The organism is Pseudodesulfovibrio profundus, from assembly GCF_900217235.1.
Classification (GTDB): domain Bacteria; phylum Desulfobacterota; class Desulfovibrionia; order Desulfovibrionales; family Desulfovibrionaceae; genus Pseudodesulfovibrio; species Pseudodesulfovibrio profundus.
In genome coordinates, this window is sequence record NZ_LT907975.1 from 817,919 (window position 1) to 842,591 (window position 24,673).

At 48.7% G+C, this 24,673-nt stretch carries 23 protein-coding genes; 5 read left to right on the forward strand and 18 right to left on the reverse strand.

The features are described 5' to 3' along the window. Positions 1-42 precede the first annotated feature (42 nt). From DPRO_RS04050 to DPRO_RS04080, 7 genes are all read right to left on the reverse strand, one after another. Positions 43-1,506, reverse strand: a complete 1,464-nt coding sequence (locus tag DPRO_RS04050; RefSeq protein ID WP_097010909.1) for a TrkH family potassium uptake protein — start codon at positions 1,504-1,506, stop codon at positions 43-45. Next, positions 1,507-2,877: a Trk system potassium transporter TrkA gene (gene trkA / locus DPRO_RS04055; RefSeq protein ID WP_097010910.1), complete on the reverse strand. Its 1,371-nt coding sequence runs from the start codon at positions 2,875-2,877 to the stop codon at positions 1,507-1,509. 163 nt (positions 2,878-3,040) lie between these two features. After that, on the reverse strand, positions 3,041-3,700 hold the full coding sequence (locus DPRO_RS04060) for a nitrite/sulfite reductase domain-containing protein (RefSeq protein ID WP_097010911.1): 660 nt from the start codon (positions 3,698-3,700) through the stop codon (positions 3,041-3,043). Positions 3,701-3,723: 23 nt separating this feature from the next. Continuing rightward, positions 3,724-4,389: a nitrite/sulfite reductase domain-containing protein gene (locus DPRO_RS04065; RefSeq protein WP_097010912.1), complete on the reverse strand. Its 666-nt coding sequence runs from the start codon at positions 4,387-4,389 to the stop codon at positions 3,724-3,726. A 30-nt stretch (positions 4,390-4,419) separates the two neighbouring features. Further along, the gene (locus tag DPRO_RS04070; RefSeq protein ID WP_097010913.1) at positions 4,420-4,737 is read right to left on the reverse strand and encodes a cupin domain-containing protein; all 318 of its coding nucleotides are present in this window, start codon (positions 4,735-4,737) and stop codon (positions 4,420-4,422) included. Between the two features lie 15 nt (positions 4,738-4,752). Next, a complete protein-coding gene (locus DPRO_RS04075; RefSeq protein WP_097010914.1) occupies positions 4,753-5,544 on the reverse strand; it encodes an ATP-binding protein in 792 nt (263 codons plus the stop codon). Positions 5,545-5,572: 28 nt separating this feature from the next. Beyond that, on the reverse strand, positions 5,573-6,889 hold the full coding sequence (locus DPRO_RS04080; protein ID WP_097010915.1) for a 4Fe-4S binding protein: 1,317 nt from the start codon (positions 6,887-6,889) through the stop codon (positions 5,573-5,575). Between the two features lie 103 nt (positions 6,890-6,992). Here DPRO_RS04080 and DPRO_RS04085 point away from each other — a divergent pair, with 103 nt between their 5' ends. Further along, positions 6,993-7,667 carry a Crp/Fnr family transcriptional regulator gene (locus tag DPRO_RS04085; protein WP_097010916.1) on the forward strand — a complete coding sequence of 225 codons (675 nt, stop codon included), beginning with the start codon at positions 6,993-6,995 and terminating at the stop codon, positions 7,665-7,667. A 58-nt stretch (positions 7,668-7,725) separates the two neighbouring features. Here DPRO_RS04085 and DPRO_RS04090 read toward each other — a convergent pair whose 3' ends face one another. The 10 genes from DPRO_RS04090 to DPRO_RS04135 form a co-directional block, all read right to left on the reverse strand. Next, positions 7,726-8,574, reverse strand: a complete 849-nt coding sequence (locus DPRO_RS04090; protein ID WP_097010917.1) for a substrate-binding domain-containing protein — start codon at positions 8,572-8,574, stop codon at positions 7,726-7,728. Positions 8,575-8,749: 175 nt separating this feature from the next. Further along, on the reverse strand, positions 8,750-9,016 hold the full coding sequence (gene rpsT / locus DPRO_RS04095) for a 30S ribosomal protein S20 (protein ID WP_097010918.1): 267 nt from the start codon (positions 9,014-9,016) through the stop codon (positions 8,750-8,752). A gap of 108 nt (positions 9,017-9,124) precedes the next feature. Further along, the gene (glyS, locus tag DPRO_RS04100; protein WP_097010919.1) at positions 9,125-11,236 is read right to left on the reverse strand and encodes a glycine--tRNA ligase subunit beta; all 2,112 of its coding nucleotides are present in this window, start codon (positions 11,234-11,236) and stop codon (positions 9,125-9,127) included. 35 nt (positions 11,237-11,271) lie between these two features. Beyond that, complete coding sequence (gene glyQ, locus DPRO_RS04105; protein WP_097010920.1) at positions 11,272-12,141, reverse strand: glycine--tRNA ligase subunit alpha; 870 nt, start codon at positions 12,139-12,141, stop codon at positions 11,272-11,274. Between the two features lie 12 nt (positions 12,142-12,153). Continuing rightward, positions 12,154-12,912 (reverse strand): DNA repair protein RecO, encoded by a 759-nt coding sequence (recO, locus tag DPRO_RS04110; RefSeq protein WP_097010921.1) that lies wholly within the window; start codon positions 12,910-12,912, stop codon positions 12,154-12,156. A gap of 33 nt (positions 12,913-12,945) precedes the next feature. Continuing rightward, the gene (locus DPRO_RS04115) at positions 12,946-13,947 is read right to left on the reverse strand and encodes a helix-turn-helix domain-containing protein (protein ID WP_097010922.1); all 1,002 of its coding nucleotides are present in this window, start codon (positions 13,945-13,947) and stop codon (positions 12,946-12,948) included. 27 nt (positions 13,948-13,974) lie between these two features. Continuing rightward, entirely contained in the window at positions 13,975-14,907 is a 933-nt protein-coding gene (locus DPRO_RS04120; protein ID WP_232005699.1) for a SurA N-terminal domain-containing protein, read from the reverse strand. Positions 14,908-14,999: 92 nt separating this feature from the next. Beyond that, the gene (locus DPRO_RS04125) at positions 15,000-16,028 is read right to left on the reverse strand and encodes a peptidylprolyl isomerase (RefSeq protein ID WP_232005700.1); all 1,029 of its coding nucleotides are present in this window, start codon (positions 16,026-16,028) and stop codon (positions 15,000-15,002) included. A gap of 10 nt (positions 16,029-16,038) precedes the next feature. Then, entirely contained in the window at positions 16,039-19,515 is a 3,477-nt protein-coding gene (mfd, locus tag DPRO_RS04130) for a transcription-repair coupling factor (RefSeq protein WP_097010925.1), read from the reverse strand. A 100-nt stretch (positions 19,516-19,615) separates the two neighbouring features. After that, on the reverse strand, positions 19,616-20,116 hold the full coding sequence (locus DPRO_RS04135; protein WP_097010926.1) for a chemotaxis protein CheW: 501 nt from the start codon (positions 20,114-20,116) through the stop codon (positions 19,616-19,618). Between the two features lie 308 nt (positions 20,117-20,424). Between DPRO_RS04135 and DPRO_RS04140 the strand changes: the two genes are divergently transcribed. Both DPRO_RS04140 and DPRO_RS04145 read left to right on the forward strand, forming a co-directional pair. Further along, on the forward strand, positions 20,425-20,640 hold the full coding sequence (locus DPRO_RS04140; protein WP_097010927.1) for a hypothetical protein: 216 nt from the start codon (positions 20,425-20,427) through the stop codon (positions 20,638-20,640). Positions 20,641-20,743: 103 nt separating this feature from the next. Beyond that, positions 20,744-21,975 (forward strand): IS3 family transposase gene (locus DPRO_RS04145; protein ID WP_097010824.1). Its coding sequence is split into 2 segments (ribosomal slippage): positions 20,744-21,098 and positions 21,098-21,975, totalling 1,233 coding nucleotides; the frame shifts between segments, so codons are not numbered across the junction. A 48-nt stretch (positions 21,976-22,023) separates the two neighbouring features. On the opposite strand, the gene DPRO_RS04150 is transcribed toward DPRO_RS04145, so the two are convergent. Then, a complete protein-coding gene (locus tag DPRO_RS04150) occupies positions 22,024-23,361 on the reverse strand; it encodes a UDP-glucose dehydrogenase family protein (RefSeq protein WP_097010928.1) in 1,338 nt (445 codons plus the stop codon). 187 nt (positions 23,362-23,548) lie between these two features. Here DPRO_RS04150 and DPRO_RS04155 point away from each other — a divergent pair, with 187 nt between their 5' ends. Continuing rightward, positions 23,549-24,274, forward strand: a complete 726-nt coding sequence (locus tag DPRO_RS04155) for a pyridoxine 5'-phosphate synthase (RefSeq protein ID WP_097010929.1) — start codon at positions 23,549-23,551, stop codon at positions 24,272-24,274. 8 nt (positions 24,275-24,282) lie between these two features. After that, entirely contained in the window at positions 24,283-24,663 is a 381-nt protein-coding gene (locus DPRO_RS04160) for a holo-[acyl-carrier-protein] synthase (protein ID WP_097010930.1), read from the forward strand. Positions 24,664-24,673 lie beyond the last annotated feature (10 nt).

Here is a 24,673-nt window from a genome sequence, read left to right on the forward strand (position 1 = left end):
TAAGCCGTGAAAAGAGATCTTAACCTGTTCTGTGGCTCATGACTACTTTCGCCAGAACTCGGGAACGAAAAGGATGATGACAGTATAGATTTCAAGGCGGCCAAGTACCATGCAAAAGGTCAGAACCCATTTAGCCGTGTCAGGAAGCCATGCAAAGTTATCCGTCGGTCCTACCCCGCCGATTCCCGGCCCGATATTACCAATACATGCAAGGGATGCGGCAAAGGATGTAACCACGTCCACCCCGGTTCCTGCCACAATAAAAGCCGCCAGTACAAACAACCCGATCCAGAGAATGAAAAAGCCCCAAACACCACTGATTACATCATCCTGAACAACTGTCTTTCCCATTTTGACATGGTTGACAGAACGGGGATGAATGAGTCGAAACAGTTCTTTGTATGAGTGCTTTACGAGGAGCATGATACGCATGACTTTCATTCCGCCACCAGTTGACCCGGCACAGCCACCGACAAACATGAAAAAGAGCAATATTGCCTGAGCAATACCAGGCCACATTTCATAGTCTGCGGTTGCATATCCGGTAGTGGTCAGTATGGATGCGACCTGAAAAGAAGTATACCGAACCGCATCAGGGACGTTATCGTAGTTTTGCCCCTGGTAGACGGCAACCGTGATCACAATTATTGCCAGTACAACCATACCAGCAAAGACTCTAAATTCAGGGTCCTTGATTATTGAATCGAAACGCCCCTTCAGCAGCATATAGTGCAATGTGAAGTTGATACCGGCTATGAGCATGAAAGCCGTGATGACATAGTCGATATACGCGCTGTCAAACGCTGCCACCGAACTGTTCATGGTGGAGAACCCGCCAGTGGCCATGGTTCCGAATGTGTGACAGAGCGCATCGAACAAATCCATGCCGCCAAACATAAGCAGGATGGTTTCCAGCACACTGAACATGACATACACTTTCCAAAGTGTCATGGCGGTATCTTTGATGCGCGGCTTGAGCTTGTCAGGGACGGGTCCCGGCACCTCAGCCTTGTACAACTGCATGCCTCCAACGCCCAGAAACGGCAGTATGGCAAGAGACAATACAATAATACCCATGCCTCCCAGCCAATGGGTCAGGCTTCGCCAGAATAGGATTCCTCTTGGAACAGCTTCAATGTTGCTGAGTACCGATGCACCAGTGGTGGAAAAGCCGGAAAGAGACTCAAAAACACAATCGACAACAGACTCGAATGTTCCAGCCAGATAGAACGGTAATCCACCAAAAAAACCTGCGGCAAACCACCCCAGAGCGACAATCGCCATCCCCTCCCGGTGGGTCATTACGGAAGAGGCTTTGGATGCTTCCGGGTCCCGGAAGGCAAAGAACAAAACAACGCCGGAAACAACTGTAAGAAACATTGCATACGACAATGGCTTGGCAGAACCATCTCCGTAATATGCTCCCCATGCAAGCGGGAAAATCATGGTCAACCCGATGCAGGCAACAAGAGCACCTATGACGTGAAGCACGTACTTCCAGCGCATTTAGAAAAACTCCACCGATGTCGTCAGCACTTTTTCGACCTTGGGAATATTCTGTCGTGTCGAGATAATAATGAGCTTATCTTCCGGTTCAATAACGGTATCGCCTCGGGGAATGACAACTTCATCCCCTCGCTGGAAACAAAGGATCAGACAACCTCGTGGGAAGTTGATATCTTTAACTTCTTTGCCAACTATCGGAGAGCCTTCCACAGCGATGACTTCAAGCGCTTCGGCCTCTTCACCTCGAATATTAACCGAAGAGATAATTCGACCACGACGAATGAAATGAAGTAAGGAGTTGATGGCAGACTGTCTCGGACACACAACATAATCAATACCAATGGGTTCAATGAGCGGCATATAACCAAAGTTATTCACTCGGGTGACAGTTCGTTTTGCTCCCAGACTTTTGGCAAGCAGACACGTAAGAATATTTGTTTCCTCGTCCCCGGTTACGGCAATAACCATATCCATATCCTGAATATTCTCTTCGCGCAGAATATCCTGATCCGTGGAGTCGCCCATCAGCACAATAGGTCTGTCCAGGCGCTCGGAGAGAAAACGACAGCGCTTTTCCCTGTTTTCCAACAAACGAGTATGATAAAATTTGTTATCGAGCGCTTTGGCGAGTTTGTAGCCAATATTACCGCCACCGATAATCATAACCTCACGAACAGGCTCTGTATCGATACCCAATCGCTCAACAATCTGATCCTGATCCCGGATGTCACAAACAAAATAGACGATGTCCCCTTTTTTGACCTCATCGAGACCACTGGGGATGATCAGTTCTCCGTCGCGAACAAGTGCCGCAATCACAAGGCCCAAATCTTCGCCGATCCTGTCCCGAAGATGCATCAGCTGCATTCCCACGATAGGGCTATCCTCGGGCAGTTTCATGCCGATAAGACGAATCTTGCCACCGGCAAACTCGTTGATTTCCACTGCACCGGGCACACTCATGAGCCGCAGTACCGAGTTGACGACTTCTTCATCGGGGTTGATGATTTTAGTGATACCTGCCCCCTTATCCATAAGCAGGCCCTTGTAATTGGTGTACATACTGCCCCGAATACGGGCCAGCTTGGTAACCTTCTCACCACCCAACATATTGGCAAAAAAACAGGCAATGAGATTTATCTCATCACTATCAGTCACCGCCAGGAAAATATCTGCGCGAGCTATCCCTGCGTCTTCCAAAACTTTAGGACTGGAGCCGGACCCTCGTATGGTCTGAACATCGGATGCTTCTGCAAGCTTGCGTAGAGCTTCGGAACTCGTATCGATAACGACGACTTCCTTGTTCTCCACTGCCAAACGACGTGCGATATGATATCCAACCTCACCGGCACCAATGATAATGATACGCAAAGCTCTTCTCCTTGCATTGGGAAATGCACAACTCAAGGGTTGTACCTGTCTTTTACTGTATGCGCAACACCAGCAAAAAAACGGCTAACCTCTTTATAAGAAAAACAAAATGTGAGTGAACCTTAACTAGATTCACTCACAAAGATTCTGATGGGACAAAGGACTAAAGAATGGCAGCTTTAACTGCGTCAATCCCGACCTTCTTGAGAAGCATGGAAGAACGACTACGTTTTGTCGCATTATCTCTGTAGAAATCCATGAAACGTCCAACAACGTCCACAGCTTCAGATCGAGTGATATTTTCCACCAACGTATCAGCAATACGAGGTTTTCCGGAAGCATTTCCACCCACTACAACGGTCCACCCTTTCTTTTTACCGATGAGGCCGATGTCGCGCACATAACTCTCCGCACAACACATTGGGCAACCGGAAACACCGACCTTCATTTTCGCAGGCAACTCTTTGCCGACGAACATTTCCTCCAGCTCGATGCCCAGACCAAGAGAATCTCTCACGCCGAACTTGCACACTTCCGTGCCAGGACAAGCTTGGACATAGTGAACGCAGAGCCCGACGGCCGGACCAACGTCCATTTTCAGATCTTCCCATACAGCATCAACCTGATCCTGCTCCAGGCCGACCAGAGCTATACGCTGACCAGATGTGATCTTCATGATGGGAATTTCATATTTTTTTCCCACCCTGGCCAGTGCTTCCAGTATTTCGGGGGTTACCAAGCCTACCGGTGTGCGGGGAACAATGGCATATGTCTTCTTGTCACGTTGAAGAATAGCCCCTTTGGGCGTATCATTTGCCGTCATGAGAAAACTCCTGAAAAAGATAGTTATCTGTCGAACACGGCCTTTCTGACCGCTTCAAAACCGACACGCTCGACAAAACGTGCCGTGCGCTCCTTCTTCTTGGCGTTTTCGCTGTAAAAATCAAGTGCTTTGCCGATTATTTTCAGCCCTTCTTCTGCAGATACGCTCTCAGCCAGGACATCAGCCTTTCGGACCTGCTTACCGGCATTGCCACCAAATAAAATGGTCCAACCACTTTTCTTACCCACCATTCCCACGTCACGTACGTAGCTTTCCGCACAAGACATGGAACAGCCAGAGACCCCGCTCTTCAGTTTTGCAGGGAGGTTAGTTGTATTGAGGAAAGCTTCCAAGTCAGCGCCCATGGCCAGAGAATTCTGCATTCCAAACCGGCATGCAGTATTACCCACACATGCTTGGACAAAATACTTGCAGACTTCCCCAACCTGACCTAAGCGCTCCACCACTGCCTGGAGGTCTTCTTCCTTGATACCAAGCAATTGAACTCGCTGACGCCCAGTGACGCGAACGCCCGGCAAGTGGAAATCCTGCACTACCGAATTGATGATATTGAGTTTTTCCGCTGAAACATCGCCAAGAGGTGTGCGAGCCATTATCGAATAAATGCCCTCTCCGCGGGAGCGACAAGCTCCCGCGGGTAATGAGGCGATTAGTTTATCAGTGCTCATGTTTATCTGTTCCAATAATGAGTTTGCGATTTAGATAGGAGGAGCAATAGTGACCAGCACACGCATATCAGTGATTGCCCTGACTCCATGAGGCTCGGCGATTTCCGAAACCAGGACATCACCAGTATGTGCTGGAATCGTAGCGCCATTCTCGCCAAGGAACTCTCCTTCACCTTCAAGGATGGTCAATGTCAACTCTCCCTCAAGATCATGGGAATGAACCGGGAGTTGTTGTCCAGCCTTGAAGTTGAAATTGATTACCTTCATAAACTCAGACTCATGAACCAGATAATTGGAAAAGGTCAAATCCTTAAATCCATGTTCATTGAATAATTCTATCTTCTTCATATTTATCTCCTTGGCTTAAAATTGCAGCTTAACATCAGCTATGACTTGTCCTGTACGTGATACCGTCACTCGATTGGTATCAACTTGCTTCCCGGAACGTTTCACAGCCTCAGCAAGGATTGCGCTCATGGAGGCACAACAAGGAACCTCCATCTCCATGACAGTGATGGAGTTCAACTTGCTTTCGCTCAGAATAGCAGCCAGCTTCTCAACATACTCCATCTGGTTGTCAAACTTGGGACACCCCATGACCACCACGCGCCCATTCAGGAACTCGCTATGATAGGAAGGCATGGCGACCGGAACGCAGTCGGCGGTCAGCAACAGGTCGGCTCCCTTCAAGAAAGGCGCTGTGGGCGGAACCAAACGCAACTGGACAGGCCAATGGGTAAGAGCGGAAGCTCCTCCTGTATTTTGCGTTGGAATGTTTGCCTGTCCGCACGGAGAAAGAGACTGTACAGCAGATCCTGGGCATCCACCCATTGGGCGAGGACCACCAGGAGCTTGTTCATTAATACGAAGGCTTTCAGGGCTGGGCATATGATCAGGCACAGACCGTCCCTGCGCCTTGAGGTGTTCTGCAACAGCATTAGGATCAAAGTCTTCAGCTTCACGGACTTCCACCTTCAAAGCGCCGGTCGGGCAATCTCCGAGACAGGCGCCAAGGCCGTCACAATAGATTTCCTTCACGAGCTTGGCCTTGCCGTCAACAATGGCAAGAGCCCCTTCTTCGCATGCAGGAACACATTCGCCACAACCGTTACAAAGCTCTTCATCAATGGTGATCATTTTTCTCTTGCTAATCATGATAACTACCTCATTTTATTTTCGTATATTAAATTCTTGCCACACCAAGGAAAATGGCATGGAGACTTACAATCAGGGTTATGAACAAGGTGCGAGCCTTTCCCGCATCCAAGCCCGGAAAATTATATGAAATCTGACTGTGCCGACATGCCGATACACAATCTCCGCACATGGTGCAGGAAATAGCCGGTTTGCCTCTGCCAAGGCTCTCTTCGTCCAATGCATTATAGCGGCAACGGGTCAAACATGCTCCGCACTGAGTACAGCCGTCACCTATTCGTATCCGCCATGGAGTAACCTTGCTCAGCACGTTTGCAACAATGCCCATCGGACAATAGGTCGTGCAATGTACCATCAATCCAGCCTTGCGGGATATAACCAGCATGACCGCTAATCCAACTGCACCAAAAACTGCTGCAATCAAAACTGCATTGACTCCAGAAACTCCGAAAAGCCTCAAAACAACTGCCATAACGACCACTAGAATCAAGGTCCCCAAGCGCCCCCAAATGCTATACCGGCGAATCCGCTTGGAGGGAGCAGGACGTTGCCCCACTCGACTCATGGCATCATCCCATGCACCAATGTAACACAAATGGCTGCACCAAGCCGGTCCCACAAGCAGAACAGTGACTGTAAACAGTATGATCATGAAAAAACCATCTCCGCGAAACAACGGGCCAGCGACGATAAGAGCCGGGACTGGCAGGTGGAGCGTTCCAGTCATCAACATACGCTCCATTCCAATAAGCCCCAAAACCAATTGACCGAAAAACACTGCTGAAAACAGGCCCCAAATTCTAGGACGATTCGTTCTGTGCCCTTTGGGAGAAAGCATCTTTCCACCTATCCACTGGGCATAAAATCCGAGCAAAAATATTTCCAGCCAGCCCCACCCCATAAAGTACCGATCAGCTAAAAGAATGGGAAAAGAGACATTAGCACGTGCAGCAGCAAGGCCGACCACCGTCAAAATAAACATGGCAGCTCGTGTAGTGCCCTGATCAGAGTCTTTCAAGAAGAAAGAGCGGCACGTATTAGTCAGCAGCACCCACAACCCAAGACAATTAAACAGAATGACTCCACCCATGATTGTAGCCAACCGAGTCCAAGGAGCACCCATCGCCTGACGGAAGCTGATGAAACTGACGGTTGTCTGCGCCCACTCAAGTCCTCCCCAAACCAAAACAGCGATAGTCGCCAATCGAAGCCAGGACTGCTGTGTTACAAACAGCGTTGGAAATAGAATTAAAGAAGCAGCAAGTCCGTAGTCCCCCTGTCGCAACTCATGTGCGCCCAAAAGGATCAAAGCGAGGATGGGTATGGATAGTAGTATTCGATTCATTTCCGTGTCTCCGTGAGCAAAGAATGGACTTTTTTTTTGACGATACCCATGACTTAGGTCAACTTAAGCGAAGAATTCCACTATACAGGAGTATTTTTTTGCTATGGATAAACTATCAGCAGTAAAAATGATAAATTTTTTCGAAGGCTTGCCCAATGAAAAATTTAAAAAGCTTGCAGAAATTTCTCACATAAAAACTTTCAACAAGGGTGAACTTCTTTTTGAAGCCGATGTCCATGCACATGGTTTTTTTGCGCCCATAACCGGACGAGTTAAGATTTTTCGCACCTCCCCTTCTGGCAAAGAGCAGATTCTGCATATCTTTGGTCCCGGTGAAGCATTTGGGGAGGTTCCGGTTTTTGAGGGAGGAACTTTTCCAGCTCACGGACAGGCTATCGAGAAGTGCAAAGCATTGTTCTTCCCACGAAATGATTTTGAAAAAATGATCAAGGATGACCCGGACCTTGCCATGAAAATGATGGCAATGCTTTCCCAACGCCTTAGAATCCTCGTCAATAAAATTGATGAGCTGAGCCTCAAAGAAGCCCCTTCACGTGTAGCATCGTATTTACTGTTACTTCGCTCGTCACAGGATTCGGATACATTCAAACTTGATTTACCCAAGGGACAAATCGCGTTTTATCTCGGAACAATTCAAGAGACTTTATCACGCATATTCAAACGTCTTACTGAAGATGAAATTATTGAAATCGATGGTAAGGAAATCACGATAATTGATCGAAACAGACTAGAGACACTTGCAAATGAAGGTCGATAACAAAAGAGGGGAACAGTCGTCTGACTATTCCCCTCACTGCGTAAAGCTCTACTAGTTTTTAGTGGTCATATTGCTTGGCGTATTCGGCGTCATTATACATGGCTTCACCATACATATCTTTGCCATAGTCTCTGATAATCGACTGTCCCTTCTCGGAGCCAAGGAACTCAATAAACTTCACGGCCAGCTCGTGTTTGGGGGCTCCTTCAGGCATTGCCAGGGCATGATAGGTATTGATCAGCATCGGATCGCCACGGAACAACACCTTCAAATTGTCCATATTCTTCATACCGGCAACCCAGGTGGAGCTGTCCGTCATGAAGTAACCCTTTACATCATTAGCCTGCTTAAGCGTAGTCATCATGAAATCCTTGGTAATGACATACCAGTCACCACTCGGAGAGACACCCGCTTTTTTCCAGATTGCCAACTCTTTTTTGTGTGTTCCGGAATTGTCGCCACGGGACAGGAAGGTTGCTTTGGCTTTTGCAATTTTGCCATAGGCTTCAGCAACACTGGAAGCATTCGCAATTCCAGCCGGATCATTTGCAGGGCCAACAATATAAAACTCATTTGAACCAATCAGTGTTCTGCCAACAGCCCAGCCGTCCTTCATAGCCTGCTTTTCAGCTGCCGGAGCATGCACCATGCATGCGTCCACTTTACCGGCCTTGAGGAGCTTCAAAGATTTTCCTGAACCAGCCTTTACCCAACACATAGTCACACCATGCTCAGCATTAAATGCTTCAGCCAGCACTTCAAGCAGACCGAGCTCGCCGGGGCTACCAGTCGCTACTTTATAGACGGTGTCGCTACTTCCATACGTCGCCTTACAAGGGGCATCTGAGGCATATGCCATGCTTGTCAGCAGCATGAATGCCATCGCAAAACAGAGAACTTTTTTCATTTTTTACTCCTTTGGAATTACGAAAACAATTTCGACTCTCTAACACGATACCATTATGCTCATAAAGACTTAATTCTTGCTAACACTCTGACACTATGCGCAATCCCCCAACGCAAAAAGCCCGCCACACAAATGTGTGGCGGGCTACATTGGTAGCTAAATCAGCTGCAGCTAACTACGCTTCAATCTTGTTGACAGCGGTCTGCAAGCGAGAAATGCGACGCTTGGCCTGAGAGGCGTGGATAACATTCTTGCGAGCAGCTTTATCAAGAACAGAGGTAGCCTCAACAAGGGCCTCATTTGCCTTTGCGAGATCTTTTTCCTCGATAGCAGCACGAACAGCCTTCACGCTGTTCTTGATACGGGTCTTGGAAATACGGTTACGTGCACGACGCTTCAAGCTCTGACGGTGCCTTTTCAAGGCGGATTTGTGATTAGCCAAGGTAATTTCTCCTGATCAATTTATTATCGCATTAAAAAGCTATTGATTGCATTTATTCCCCAAAGGGAGGGCCTTTTATACGGACTCTCCCCCTGATGTCAAGCCTTTTTAGACTTGCAGTGCGTTAAAGTCAGCAAGTCTGCCCAATCGATCGACCAAAGCCTTCAAGAGGTTCAGTCGGTTGAATCGAACATCACTGTCATCGCACATGACCATAACATTATCAAAAAACGCATCTACAGACGGACGCAGCTCGCGAAGCAAACCAAGCAATCCGGCAAAGTCGTCTTTTTCCCATAATTCATCAAAGTGCGGAGCTACAGTCTCCAACTTTGTACCAAAAGCAGTTTCAGCTTCATCCTGGAACAGCTCCGGATCATATGCTCCGGTCAAGGTCTGACCAGCTTCAGCACCCTGCTTGCGAATGATATTGGCTGCACGCTTGAAGGTAAGGACGGCCTGTTCAAAGTCATCTTCCTTCGTGAATGCACTCAATGCCTCAAGGCGAGCCTTTAAGGTACGGACATTGTCATATCCTGCGCCAATGGCGGCATCAACAGCTCGAGTATCAAATCCTTGCCCAATGAACAATGCCCTCAGGCGCTGAGCAAAGAATTCGAGGAGGTTTTCCAGAGACTCGTCCTGAGCAACCTTCCACTTGATATCCTTGCTGTATGCATTCTGTGCAGCAGCGAGGAAGTCTTTGAGGTTGATATCAAGCTCATGCTCCATAATGATCCTGGCAATGCCCAGGGCGCAACGACGAAGGGCAAACGGATCATTTGCTCCAGTGGGCTTTTTACCCAGGCCGAAACAACCGGCAAGTGTATCAGCCTTGTCAGCCATGGAGACCAAGGCACCAGACAGACTTGATGGCACAGGAGTTTCGGGTCCAGCAGGCAGATACTGTTCATATATGCCTTGGGAAACTATCTCACCCTTGCCAGCCCGAGCCGCATAAATACCACCCATTTTACCCTGCAAGGAATCGAACTCAATGACCATCTCGGAAACGAGATCAGCTTTTGCCAATCGACCGGCCTCTGCATACTTCTGAACTTCTCCAGGGAGAATCTTCTTTTTGTCGGCAATGCGCTCGGCCAACTCTGTACACAGCACCTCGATACGACGAGCCTTGTCGCCAACAGAGCCAAGCGGCCCCAGAAATACGACGTTCTCAAGCTTTTTGATCCATGTATTCAAATCAACTTTGCAGTCAGCTTCCCAGAAGAAACGAGCATCTTCAAGGCGCGCCTTAAGGACACGTTCCCACCCTTTTTTCACCAACTGTACATCAGTGGGATCAAGGTTAAGTGTGGTCAGGAAGTGTGCCAACAGCTTTCCATCGGCACCCTGGACTCCAAAGGATTTCTGGTGCGACTGCATGGAGGTCAACAAAACCTCACGAGGCAGCTCCAAATATAATTCATCAATGTCACCGATCAAAGGCCGAGGATACTCAACGAGGTTAGCGACCTCGTCAAGCAAAGCGTCATTCCAGACAACTTCGCCACCCAGAGCTTCAGCCTGACGGTTTCCATCTTCCAAAATCATCCGTTTACGCTCTTCAGGATCAATGATGACCTTACAGTCATTTTTAACCACAGCGAAGTAGGAAGCGGCATTTTCGATGGAAAATGGACCATGCCCCATTACACGATGCCCACGAGTGGAACGGCCTGACTGCAGATTTTCAATGGTGAAGTCTACAACGTTCTCATCCAGAAGCGCGAGAAGCCAACGGACAGGGCGTCCGAAAGCGAAGTTATATCCACCCCAACGCATTTTCTTCGGGAAGGACAGTGACTCTATTGCCTTGATACAAAGCTCTGGCAAAATATCCGAAGCGCTCCCACCACCGACAACCTTTTTTGCAGCAAGGTACTCACCTTTGCCCGTGTCCATGGAGAACAATGCGCTTTCCTCAACACCCTGCGTTTTGGCAAAGCCTGCACCAGCTTTAGTCAGATTGCCATCCTCATCGTAAGCAATCCGCACAGGAGGCCCGGTAACGGTTTCTTCTTCCTTGCGCTGGCTATCCGCTAATGCGGGAATATGAGCGGTGATTCTTCTTGGCGTAGCATAAGTCTCTACCCCGTCGTTCTCCAACATCGCATCATCAAGCAGCTTGGTAAAAGCCCCTTTGAGTTCTGCTGCCAGTTTCGGAACGAAACGAGCTGGCATTTCCTCGGTTCCGATCTCAAGTACGAATTCGGCCATGATATTTCTCTTTCCTGATCTACTGATTTATATCACTATTTCTTCAACATGGGATAACCCATTTCCTCACGCTGATCTGCGTAGAGGCGAGCTATCTTGGAAGCCAGATTTCGCACCCGGCCGATGTATGAAGCACGTTCCGTAATGGAAATAGCTCCCCGAGCATCAAGCATGTTGAAAGAATGGGAACACTTGAGACAACAATCGTATGCAGGCCAAGGCAGCCCCTCTTCACACAAGTTCAAGCACTCCGCTTCAAACTTGTTGAAAAGGTCAAAGAGCATCTCTGGGTTGGACAACTCAAAGTTGTACTTGGACATCTCAACTTCATTTTGGTGAAAAACATGCCCGTATGTGATCTCGTCATTCCACATCAGATCATAAACGGATTCTTTTTCCTGAAGGTACATGCAGATACGCTCAAGTCCATATGTCAACTCAACGGAAACCGGCTTCAGATCAATACCGCCCACCTGTTGAAAATAGGTGAACTGAGTGACTTCCATGCCGTTGAGCCACACTTCCCAACCAAGTCCCCATGCACCAAGAGTCGGAGATTCCCAATCATCCTCAACAAAGCGAATATCGTGCGCCTTGGCATCAATGCCAAGCGTCGCAAGACTCTCGAGGTATAGCTCCTGAACATTATCAGGCGAGGGTTTCAAAATTACCTGAAACTGATAGTAATGCTGCAGCCTGTTGGGATTTTCACCATACCGACCATCAGTAGGACGGCGGGAAGGTTCCACATAGGCGGTTTTCCAGGGCTCAGGCCCTATTACGCGAAAGAAAGTGGACGGATTGAACGTACCTGCTCCACACTCGATATCCATCGGCTGAACAACGGCACATCCGTAATTGGCCCAAAAATTTTGAAGATTTAATATAACATCCTGAAAATTCATCAGATTCTCCAACTATACCTTTTTATACATACCATTATCCCAGGAGAGCCCCAGGTGATAGGCTACAAACAGTTCAACCAACTGACTGCACTGGCGCCGAACTTCACTATCCATGACTGTAGTAGCCCAGTCTGATGGAGTGCTTTGCTGAATCCAGTCGAGAGCACGAAGAGCGCCTGTAGAAATTGGTCGAGCAAGTCCATCTAACGGTTTCCCGGCTGAAAGACAAGTCGGACAGGCAATCATACCCCTTTCAATGCCAAACTTGTACCCACTTTCCATCCCCACAGGCTTCCCACAGGCACCACATGCCATAAAGTCGGGAGTGAAGCCTGACTCGAACGCATACTTCGCCCTGAACAACCACGGTACAAATTCCGGATTGGCCTGACTCTCATCGAGCATGGTCAACGTTTCAAGAAGCAGATCATACGCTATACCGGCGTCGTCAGGGTTAACCTCAACAGCCTCAACAAACCGCATGCAATTGACAGCAATACCGGTTCTTACAGAATCCTTCCGAATTTCAGAGAAGTTGTTCAGCAGAGAGCCTTCTTCCAGCACAGTGTAATCACCGCGCCTGCTGGTCCCTAAAGTGAACAAAACGTGAGATAGAGGGTCGAGACACCCAACAAAACGGCGGCGGCTCCTGCTACCACCAAAAGCAAATGCATTGAAAACGCCACGATTGGGCGTCAGCATACGGACCCAAACATCAGCTTCGCGAAAACGACCAATCTTCAGAACCAACGCTCTTTCAGTGGCATTCATGCCCAACTCCCAATGCGCAGGTCGAAAAGATATCTATTGTCCAAATCGTAACGTCTGGATGTTGCTTTTAGACTTATTGAGTTCGTATGGTGCACCGTTGTATGTAACCGTGACTCCGGCAACATTACCAATACGGATGCGTCTGGGGGTATTGAACATCAACCGAAGAGGTTCGCCCTTCTGCAAAACAAAGTCGCGAGACATACGTGCTTCATCTCCCTTCCACACGCCAACCCAGCAACCTTTATCCGTGGTAGCCTGGACAACCAACACATGGGCATACTTGGGATCTTCAGCTTCCACGACCTCTCTCTGCGCAGGTTCAGCAGGCGTTGCTGCAGTCTGAGCAGGCGCAGCATCCTCCTGTACCTCAACTGCAGACCGGTCAGGTTCAGTCGCGGCTACCACCTGCTCTTCATCCTCAACTACAGCCTGTTCATCAGACGCATTAGGGGTGACATCAGCTTCTGCCGACGCATCAACACCAAACTCTTCATCGGAAACAACTTCTTCCGAAGCAATTTCCTCTGCCGGCGCCACAGGCTCAGGTTGCTCCATCTGCGGAGCAACATTTTCGTTTTGTTGCTCCATGCTCACTTCGGGAGTCTGATCCTGTTGCTCATCCATTCCATTCATATTGAAGAAAAAAATAGCAGCACCGATCAGCAACAAAACCAGGATGAGGAGCGTAGGCCACTTGGACTTCCGCTTGGAATCCATCTCCCCGCCATCCTGAAAAGCCTTTTCTGCGGCCGGAGAAACCTCGTAAATATGCTCTTCCGGTCCATTGGCCTGATCCTGATATTCCTGATCGACAACCAGGGAAAGCTCTTCAGCGTCCATCCCCAGGTACCGTGCATAACTTTTGACGAACCCTTTGGCGTAGACAGGATGAGGCAATGAGGCACGATCGCCGTTTTCCATGGCCACAATATTGGAGCGACTGATTTTAGTCGCTTCCATGACCATTTCAATTGTCAGCCCTTTATTTTCCCGTTCACGCTTCAGCGTTAACCCGAGCTCCTGAAAATCCATATCGATCTCCGTTGATGTCAATTTGTTTTAATCCATATAAACAATGACAGATCGTTGTTTTAATTTATCAAAATAATCTTTAAAAACAGTTTCCCGTTTCTCATCCATCAAATCTTCAAAGATATCGTCGCGAACATCCTCAAGGGGGATCATTTGATCTTCAATGATCTTGATCGGAGACAACAAGGATTCGTTACCCCGGACAGTAAGCGGTTCGCCAACTTCCCCTTCTTCAACGCCGTTGATTGAGTCGCGCCAATCATCGGCAAGATCCGCCCAAGCGACTTCTCCGATTGATCCGCCCGAATCCTTGGCCGGGCCAATACTATATTTTGCAACAGCTTCTGTAAAAGTCAATTCACCGTCTTCAATACGCTTTTTTACCTCTTGAGCAGCAACATCAGGCGGAAGCATGATTATTCCAAGTTCAACAATCTTGCCCATGGAATAAGCAGAACGCCGGGCTTCGTATTCTTCCTTGATCTCAGTGTCAGTGACCAATACCTTGCTATGCACGGCATAACCAAGCAGTTCACGCTTTTCGATAATTGATTTCAACTGGTCACGAAACTCTTCAATTGTCATCCCGTCACTTTTAACAACTTCCAGAAACTCGTCGTCGCTTAACCCTTCGTTTCTTTTGAGCGCTTCGATCTCCTTATCGATGGCATCACTGGAAATCTCAATGCCGTATCGTTCAATCTCCTGGGCTATCAACGTATCGTTAACGAGTTTTTCCAAAGCCTGCTTGCGTAAAACGGCAACCTGTTCCTGTTGAGCGGCACTCAACTCTCGATCACCAATTTGTTTCAGCACCGGCTGCATCGCTTCATCAAGATCATATTGTGTAATTATATCCTCGTTAATTTTTACGAGGATACGATCATAAACTGCATCACTTGCCGTTGCCCCCAGAGGGAAAACCAGCAGAACAAACCATATTGCTAAAAAACGAACCACGTACAGCTCCTTAGCTCCCCGCCAAAGGGGGCTCTCATTATTTTTGACGAATCTTAGTCTGTTTATGAAAAGTATGCAACGGAATGGCCCATTTAGCCTTCATTTTCAGAACTGACGCCTTCCAACTCTTTCTCTATGTCATTCATGTCCATAGGCTGGACCTGCTCTTCTGCTGCAGGCACATCTTCCAGCTTATCATTATCCGGGAGCAAATGGCTGCTCACAGTAATGTTGGCAGTTTGGACTGCACCATCAAGCCAGTTCTGGAAGGCCGTCCGCAATTTCTTTTCCAACAATGCTTTTTCAACTAATGGATAGGCCTGTGCAGGCTCAAGCACCTTGGCAGGACTGCGTTCGAGCAACACCAGGGACTCGAACCCGAAACGATCGGTCAAGATCCCACTCGATTCACCGACATCCAGACCCGATATAGCGTTTTTCCACGCCGCAGAAAGTCGCCCTTCATGGATAACCACCTCACGGGTTTCCACTTCACCAAACGCTGTTTCCAGGCTGACGTAATCGCGCTCCTTCATGTACTTGTCTACAGCTTTGCCGACAATGCCCCGGCTGGGGCCACGAACCACAAGAATACGTAAGGTTTCAGGCAGGTAGAAATCGGAAATATGGTTTCGGTAGTACTGCTCTGCTTCCTTGTAATCAATTTTAATTTGAGGACGAAGTACCTGCTGGTAGAATTTTTTCATGGCCAGATGGTTGCGAAGCTGCAATCGCCAGGCCTTCAAATCAATATATTCTTCGACAAGCATCTGATCGAAAGCCCCTTCCGGGTAATCGGCTCGAACCTGCTCTTCAGCTTTCAACAGTTCATGGTCCGAAACAGGCAGATCCCGATGCGCCAACTCCTGAACTACTAGTTCATGTACGATCAGGTCGCTTAATATTTCGCCATACTCATCTTTTAGTTTCTGTACGCTCGGCACGTATGCACCGGCCACATCCGACTGGAACTGATCATGCTGAAACTCAAGCAATGAAAGGTAGATGGGATCGCCATTCACTCTGGCAATAATCCCCATATCATCGGCATCATTGGCACATCCGAACAACAAGACGAATGCAGCCACTATAAGTATGTTCCGCACCATATTCTGACTCACTACTATACTATTATTGTTTCACCGCTTCGGCAGGAGTCTCCTGCAACAATTCCAATTCAAGGGCGGCATCTTCAAGTGCAACTCGCATTGACTCCGTCACTTTGTACCGAAGTTCAAGTTTGGCCGGAGGCAGCAACTTGGCTCTGTCGTTGCGTTCATCCACCCATTTCAAAAGGACCTGTGGATCTGTAGAGGCTGCATTGTCCCCCCAGGAGACAACAATTCTACCGGGGTACAATTCTGCCCTATCGGCTTGAAGGTGCGACAGAACCTGCTTGATTCGAAGGACTCCCAAGAAGGATTCAACGGGCTCGGGTAAGTGACCGAAGCGATCCTTGATCTCCGCCTCCAATTCTCTGAGGGAATATTCGTCGTCAGCCGCAGACAACGCCTTGTAGTAACGGAGCCTTTCTTTAGCATCAGGAATGAAGCTGCTTGGAATATGAGCCTCAAAAATGAAGTTGAGTTCAGGTTCCGAGACTCGCGCCGAAGACTCTCCTCGCACACGCCGTACCTCTTCCTCAAGCATTTCCAAAAATAGATCAAGGCCGATTTTGGCAATCTGACCAGACTGAGCTTCACCAAGGATATTACCCGCACCGCGCAGACGCAAGTCTTCCATGGCAATCTTGAACCCTGCGCCCAAGTAATCCATATCCAATATTATGCGAAGGCGTTTTCTGACAACTTCCGAAAGATCTTCCACGTTTGGAACAACAAAATACGCATACGCCTGCCTGTCGCTACGTCCCACTCGGCCACGTAATTGGTAGAGTTGCCCAAGGCCAAATAACTGCGCCTGATCAACTATAAGCGTGTTGGCATTGGGAAAATCAAGCCCGGACTCGACAATGGCCGTACAGACCAGCACATCGATTTCTCCATGCCAGAAGCCTCGCATGGTTTCCTCAAGTCCTTTTTCGGTCATTTTACCGTGGGCCATCCCGACTTTGGCGTCAGGAGCCAACTCGCGAACAAAATCCGCCACGCGCTCAAGCCCGTTCACACGGTTATACACCCAGTAGACCTGACCACCACGATCAAGCTCTCGACGAAGAATTCCCTGCAGAGCCAATTTGTCACGTTCACTGATAGCCGTTTCTACCGGCTTACGGTCCACTGGCGGAGTTTCAATGACGGAAAGGCCACGAATACCGGAAAGAGACAGTTGCAACGTTCTCGGAATCGGGGTGGCTGTCAACGTCAAGACGTCAATATTGTTTCTGAATTGCTTCAGTTTTTCTTTATGCTTGACCCCGAATCGCTGTTCTTCGTCCAGAATCAACAATCCCAGATTCGGCAACTCGACATCTTTGGAGAGAAGTCGGTGGGTACCAATAAGTATATCAATTTCCCCCCTGCTCGCAGCTTCGAGAACTGTTTTCTGACGCTTCCTCGATACGAAACGACTCAAAAGACCTATCCTGACAGGGAAGCCTTCCATTCGCTTCATGAATGTCTGGTAATGCTGCTCGGCCAAGACCGTTGTCGGACACAAGAGTGCTGTTTGCAGCCCTTCAAGTGCGGCCCGAAATGCCGCACGCAACGCAACTTCAGTTTTGCCAAATCCGACATCACCACATACAAGACGGTCCATGGGCTCAGGCTTTTCCATGTCACGAAATACATCTTTTACGGCTTTGTCCTGATCCGGGGTCTCTTCAAAACCGAATGTCGCTTCAAAGTCGGCGTACATTTCATCCAGCGGCCCATATTGAAACCCTTTTGCGACACGACGGAAAGCGTACATTTCCACAAGTTCATGAGCGATCTTTTCAATGGCTTTACGAACACGAGCGGTGGTTTTAGCCCACCTTGTGCCGCCCAGCTTATCCAAAGATGGTTGTTTGGCACCTTCAGGCCCTTTGAAACGCTGAACAAGTTTCAGACGGTCAACCGGCAGATACAGCTTGTCATCACCGGAAAAGAACAACAACAGGTAATCGTTGGCAGCATCTCCCAGCTTCATGCTGTGTAGGCCACCAAACTGAGCAAGACCGTAATCTCTGTGAACGAGGAGGTCTCCCTCACTCAGATCATCATACTTTTCCAGCCCCTTGAACGCCTTGTCTCGGCCACCATGGGCTCTTGGTGGCTCAGGCTGAAGAACTTCCTCGCCCAAGATTCTGGTTTGGTTCCAGACCAACTCCATTCCTTTTCGCAATGGAGAAACCAGCGCGAAGATGCCTTGTGCTCGCGGCGAATAATCAAGGGAGATGGGCAGGTGTTCCTGCTCGGCCAGTTTAAGAAATTTCTTACGCGAACGCTCAGAACGGAAACTCAAAATGGTCTGAAATTGCGTACGGTGCCACTCTTTAATGCCAGCCATAAGAGCCGACCAGGGACGTCTGGAGGCTTCGGGTTTCCAGAATAAATCGGTAAAGTCGCTGTACGGGGACTCAGCCAGATCAATACCGTTTTTCTCGCGACCAATAGTCAATTCTTCAAATACTATTTGCCGGGAACCCTGCCATACCTGACGAGCCCCCTCGTGGGATCGTCCAAAAAATCGCAAGGGCCAACGCACACTGTGCTGACGGTATTGCTCATCAACGTAGTCCCGCCAGGCCTGATCCTGATCTTCCAACCTAGCTCGTAACGTGCTCCCTGATGAAAGCAAAAACACTGAGTCTTTTAAGAAATGCGCCTCCAGTCCTACCGGTTCCTCGTAGTACATCCCCGGCCATACAAAGCCATCATTGGACTCGAGCCGCTCAGTCAACGCGTGCTCTTCAGAAGCGGACATTTCACCAGTCGTTCTCAGTCGCTTCCAAACACTCCGAGCTTGGTCTGTGTAACTGTCAGTGGTGATCCCGGGCGCCACTGGCAAAAGCACCGCCTCTGCGAGGTCAGCTTTCGATCGCTGAGTCGCACCATCGAACAACCGAATCTCTTCCAGGAAGTCTCCAAAGAACTCCAATCTCAATGGCAAGTCATAACCCGGGGCATGCAAATCGAGAATATCACCACGCATGGCCATATCACCTGGACCAGTGACAATCTTACGCCGTGTATAGCCCCACGAGACCAACTGCTCCAATAGAATCTCGGGCGACATCTCCTCGCCCTTGTTCAAGGTCACCCAGTTTTCCTGTAGGACTTCCGCCGCAGGCCAGTGCGGCAACAGATTGTCCACAGTCATAATCAGTCCGCATGGCTTTTTACCATAATGGAGAGCATACAACGCAGCCCAACGCTGACTCCAAGCAACCGCGTCGGGCTGTTGGGCGAGGTAGGGAGGGAAAGCAATCCAATCATGCTCCCATACGGGTGACAAAGATTGATCTGAACCGGAAAACAGTGCCAGCAGTGCTTGCATCTGTTTGAATTCAGCCGCTCCAGGCAAGACAATGACGGGACTCTTCCCTTTGGAAAGGAGGTAGGTTCCAAGAAACGCTTGGGTTGCAGGCCCACTTTTGAAGACCCGGACCACATCGCTGGATCCTGTGATAAAATCGTTAATTGCTGGGGGAAGCTTTGTCGTCATGGATTAGCACCGGAACTGGGCCGGGTTTGGATATACAATAAGAAAACCGCCTCCTCCCTAACGGGAGAAAGGCGGATTGTCACCTATAAATACCTTTCGGCTACACCGCGCCTAACGCTTCCATTTCCTCGTTATCGATGAGGGAATCGAGATCAAGCAAGATAAGGAGTCTGTCTTCAAGTTTACCGACACCGTCAATATAGTCGGAATCCATACCAGCAACGACCGGCGGCGGAGGCTGTACGGAACTGGCAGGAATACGGAGCACTTCGGAGACAGAATCAACGACAAATCCAACAATGATCATGCCGATTTCAACAACTATGATACGTGTGTATTTATCGTGCTCTTTCGATTCAAGTCCGAACCGGCTGCGCATGTCAACAATAGGAATCACCTTGCCTCGCAGATTAATCACGCCTTCGACAAATTCCGGCGCACGCGGGACATTGGTAATTTCCATGGTGCGGATAATCTCCTGCACCTGAAGGATATTTACACCAAATTCTTCTTCGCCAATGCTGAAAGTTACCAGCTGGATCAAATTCTGATCCGCCTCTACCTCTTCAGCATCAACAGCATCATCGTATTCAACGCTCATGAACACCTCTTGCAGACGTTATCAAAAACATCCCGAATTTCAACGCCATCAATGTGTCAACCACACTCATCTTTGTCAATTAAAAACCCGGAACACACTCAGTCCCCATGAAGCTGCATGAAATACCCATCGCCCATGCAAAGCAGTCATTTTTTTTTCCAATAAAACATATCTGTTGAATGGCTTCTCACACAATGTTGTCGATAGGGAGTTGACGCACAGGAGATAAAGGAATAACTTAGGCACCACAAATGGCGTACACGCCTGATTTTCTTTGAATTTTTACAAAAAAGGATGGACCGCACCATATGGGTCAATACGCTTCCTTCACCGATCATGCCTCTATCGAAGAACAGGTCAAAAACCTGGCGGACGAAGAGCTTTTGGACTTTTGGGAAGAAACCCAGCAGCTTGCCAAATTGCTGGATCAGGATGAGCAGTTGGACCTGGAATACAACCCGGAATATGAACGCGTCATCCTGCAAGAGTTACAATACCGAACCTGCTACAAAGGGCAATTCTAGCTCTTACCAAATCACACAAAAAAAGCCCCCGCTCATATGAGCGGGGGCTTTTTTTGTAGGTATGTCCCGTCCTGAAATAGGTTGACACCCAGAGGACCTATTTATGGAAGACAAATCCAAACAGCGAGTTAGACGCACCCAACGCGATTACACGATGGCCTTTAAATTGTCGGTTGTGGCACAGGTGGAAAAGGGCGAGATGACGTACAAGCAGGCTCAGGCTCTTTATGGTATTCAAGGGCGAAGCACTGTGCTGAAGTGGCTCAGGAAGCACGGCACCCTTGATTGGAGCAAGTCCATGGTACATTCCCGAAAAGACCCAAAAGCCAGAGAAACACCGGTCCAGAAGATCAAACGGCTGGAGAAAGAGCTTGAGGAAGAAAAGATCAAGACCGCGCTTCTCAATAAAATGATTGAGATTTCCGACCGCGAGTTTGGGACTTCTATAAGAAAAAAGCTTACCCCCGAGCTGCACGAAGTCTTCAGAGAGAAAGACAAATAAGCTTGTCTGCTTGTTGCAGGCAGCTCGGGGTCAGTCGGCAGTCCGTGTATCAGGCTGAAAAGCGCCATGATGCACGGGAAGCCATGTATCAGGAGGCAAAGGCCATGGTCCTGAACGTGCGGACCAGGATGCCCCGCCTTGGGACTCGAAAGCTGTACCACCTGTTGAAGGACGCATTTTCCGCAAAGGGAATCAGGCTCGGACGTGATGGGTTGTTTTCCCTGCTGCGGCGAGAGCATATGCTCATCAAGCGACGGAAAAACTATACAAAGACAACCAACTCGAAGCATTGGCTAAAAAAGCATCCCAACTTGTTGAAAGATGTTCAACCGAGATGTCCTGAGCAGGTGTTCGTAAGCGACATTACCTACGTGAATACACGTGAGCAAACATGCTATCTGTCGCTGGTGACAGATGCATTCAGCCGGAAGATAATGGGATACAACGTGAGCCGGGATCTCAGTGCGGAAAGCACAACCAAAGCGCTGGACGCGGCAGTTGAAAACAAGCGAAGGAGGGTGAATACAATTCACCATTCAGATCGAGGACTCCAATACGCTTCTTCGGTCTACCAGAGAAAACTCCAGGAATCCGGCATGGTTCCTTCCATGACAGATGGCTATGACTGCTATCAAAATGCCTTGGCGGAACGGATGAATGGAATTCTGAAGCAAGAGTTCATGGTCACCAAATGCAACGACTTTGCAGAGCTCAATACCCTGGTGAGGGAATCCGTTGAGATATACAATTCACAACGGCCACATCTCAGCCTAGGAATGAGAACGCCAAACGATGTACACGAATCAGGCTGTGGGGCTAGCCCCACAGCCTGATTGAAACCTTCAAAAACCGTCAACCTATTTCAGGACGGCTCAGTACATTTACTTTACAGGCTGTCGACCGATGCTGAAGTAAGCAAAACCGGCTTCTCCCATACGTTCAGGCTGATAAAGGTTGCGACCGTCGAAAACGATGGGCGCTTTCAATTGACGCTTGATGTTATCAAAATCGGGATCACGGAACTGATTCCAATCGGTCACAACGGCCAGGGCATCGGCGTCTTCGAGCACCGCATTCTGATCGTCAATGATCTCCAATCCCTCAATGTCTCCGATTTCTTCGCGAGCCCTTTCGTTGGCCACAGGGTCGTAAGCGCGTACTTTCATTCCAAGCGCTGTCAGATCTTTAATGATTTCCGTAGCAGATGCCTCACGAATATCATCAGTGTTGGCCTTAAAAGCAATTCCCCACAATGCCAAGGTGCGTCCCTTCACCCCACCCTGAGGCTCGAAGTATTCTTTGATCTTATCAGCGAGTACATGCTTTTGGGCGTTGTTGACGCTGTCCACGGACTGAATAAGACGAGCTTCGTAGCCGTAATCCTTCGCCGTATCGATGAGTGCTTTGACATCCTTGGGAAAACAAGAACCACCATAACCAACACCGGGATAAATAAAGCTGTAGCCAATTCGGCTATCAGAGCCGATTCCAGCGCGAACCTCGGTGACATTCGCTCCGACGCGTTCACAAATATTGGCCACTTCGTTGATGAAAGAAATCTTGGTGGCAAGCATGCAGTTGGCGGCATACTTGGTCATCTCTGCAGAACGCACTCCCATAACGATCAGCTTCTCACGGCTGCGAGCAAAGGGACCGTACAACTGCTGCAAAACGGCTGCGGATTCGGCATTCTCAGTTCCAACGACAACCCGGTCAGGCTTCATGAAGTCATTGACCGCGTCACCTTCTTTCAGGAACTCAGGATTGGAAACTACATCGAAAGGTATTGATTCTCCGCGCTTTTCCAACTCTTCGTTGATAATACCACGGACACGATCAGCCGTACCGACAGGGACTGTGGATTTATCAACGACGATTTTCGGTCCAGTCATCTTCTGGCCGATTTCTCGAGCAACTGCATCAACATATTTGAGATCGCAGCGTCCATCAGGCAGGCTAGGCGTTCCCACGGTGATGAAAATGACCTGGCAATCCGCCATTCCTTCTTCAAGGCTCGTGGTGAAATTCAAACGTCCCTGCGCCGTATTACGCTTTACCAGGTCTTCCAGACCCGGCTCATAGATGTGCACTTTGCCGGCTTCGAGAGTTTCAACAACCTTCGGATTCACATCCACACAAAAAATATTATTTCCCATCTCGGCAAAGCAGGCAGCAGAAACCAATCCCACATACCCAGTGCCAACTATACAAACATTCATATGTCTTTCTCCGAAATAGAGGTTTTGTACTCAATCAGGTCATGCGGATACATTGTGTTCGCTTTTCGTGTCAACTCGAAGTAAAAATAGATAAAGAGTCACAAGCCTGATTCTAGACGGTTGCCAAGCGCATCAAGAAGGCTTAACCAATACGGATATCAATCTAATACGTATCTCGGAGGAATATATGCCGGTACTTTCTGTTAATGTCGATCATGTTGCTACACTCAGACAAGCTCGTATGGGAATAGAACCAGAACCTGTTACTGCCGCCTACATGGCCGAGCTTGCTGGCGCCACAGGCATTATCGTTCACCTTCGGGAAGATCGCCGTCATATTCAGGACAGGGACGTAGAACTCATCAAGCAGACCTGCAACACCCGTTTGCATCTGGAAATGGCTGCAACCAAAGAAATGCAGGGTATCGCGCTAAAAACTGACCCGGAGTTCGTATGTCTGGTTCCTGAGAAACGTGAAGAGCTCACCACTGAAGGCGGTCTCAACTGCATCGGTCGTGAACAAGAACTCTCCGACTATCTGGCTCCACTGCATGAAAAAGGCATTCGTTCGAGCCTCTTCATCGACGCCGACCCCAAGCAAATCGAATCAGCACGAGCCATCGGTACAGAATACATTGAAATCCACACGGGCCATTTTGCCGATGCAAAAGAAATAAATGCCCGAAATGCAGAACTCGAAAAGATCATCCAGGGAATCAAACTTGCTCAGGGCATAGGGCTTAAAGTAAACCTCGGACATGGCCTCAACTACAGAAACATTCTGGCTTTTAAAGATGTCCCCGGCATCAAAGAGTACTCCATCGGGCATGCAATTATGGCCAAGGCCATCTATGTCGGACTCGATAGAGCCGTTCGTGATATGGTTGAGACAATTCGAACCTTCTCTGACTAAGGAGAGCCATGATTATCGGTCTGGGGATGGACATTACAGAGATTCCCCGAATTCAGTCCAATTGGGATACTTACGGCGAAAAATTCGCTCAAAAGATTCTGACGGACAAAGAGATAGCTGAATTGCCCAAACATCCGGTCCCCCGGCTGGCAGCCCTGTTCGCTTCAAAAGAGGCTGCTGTAAAGGCACTGGGGACAGGTTTTGCAGAAGGCATTCACTTCAAATGTGTAGAGATTCTCCATTCTTCCAACGGAAAACCCTACCTCACCTTCCTTGGGGCAGGGCTGAACAAGTGTCGCTCAATGGGAGTGACTAACGTGCATCTCACCATAACGCATTCTCGCGACATGGCAGCCGCCACAGTCATATTGGAAGGAACACAATCGTAGTTCATGAGAG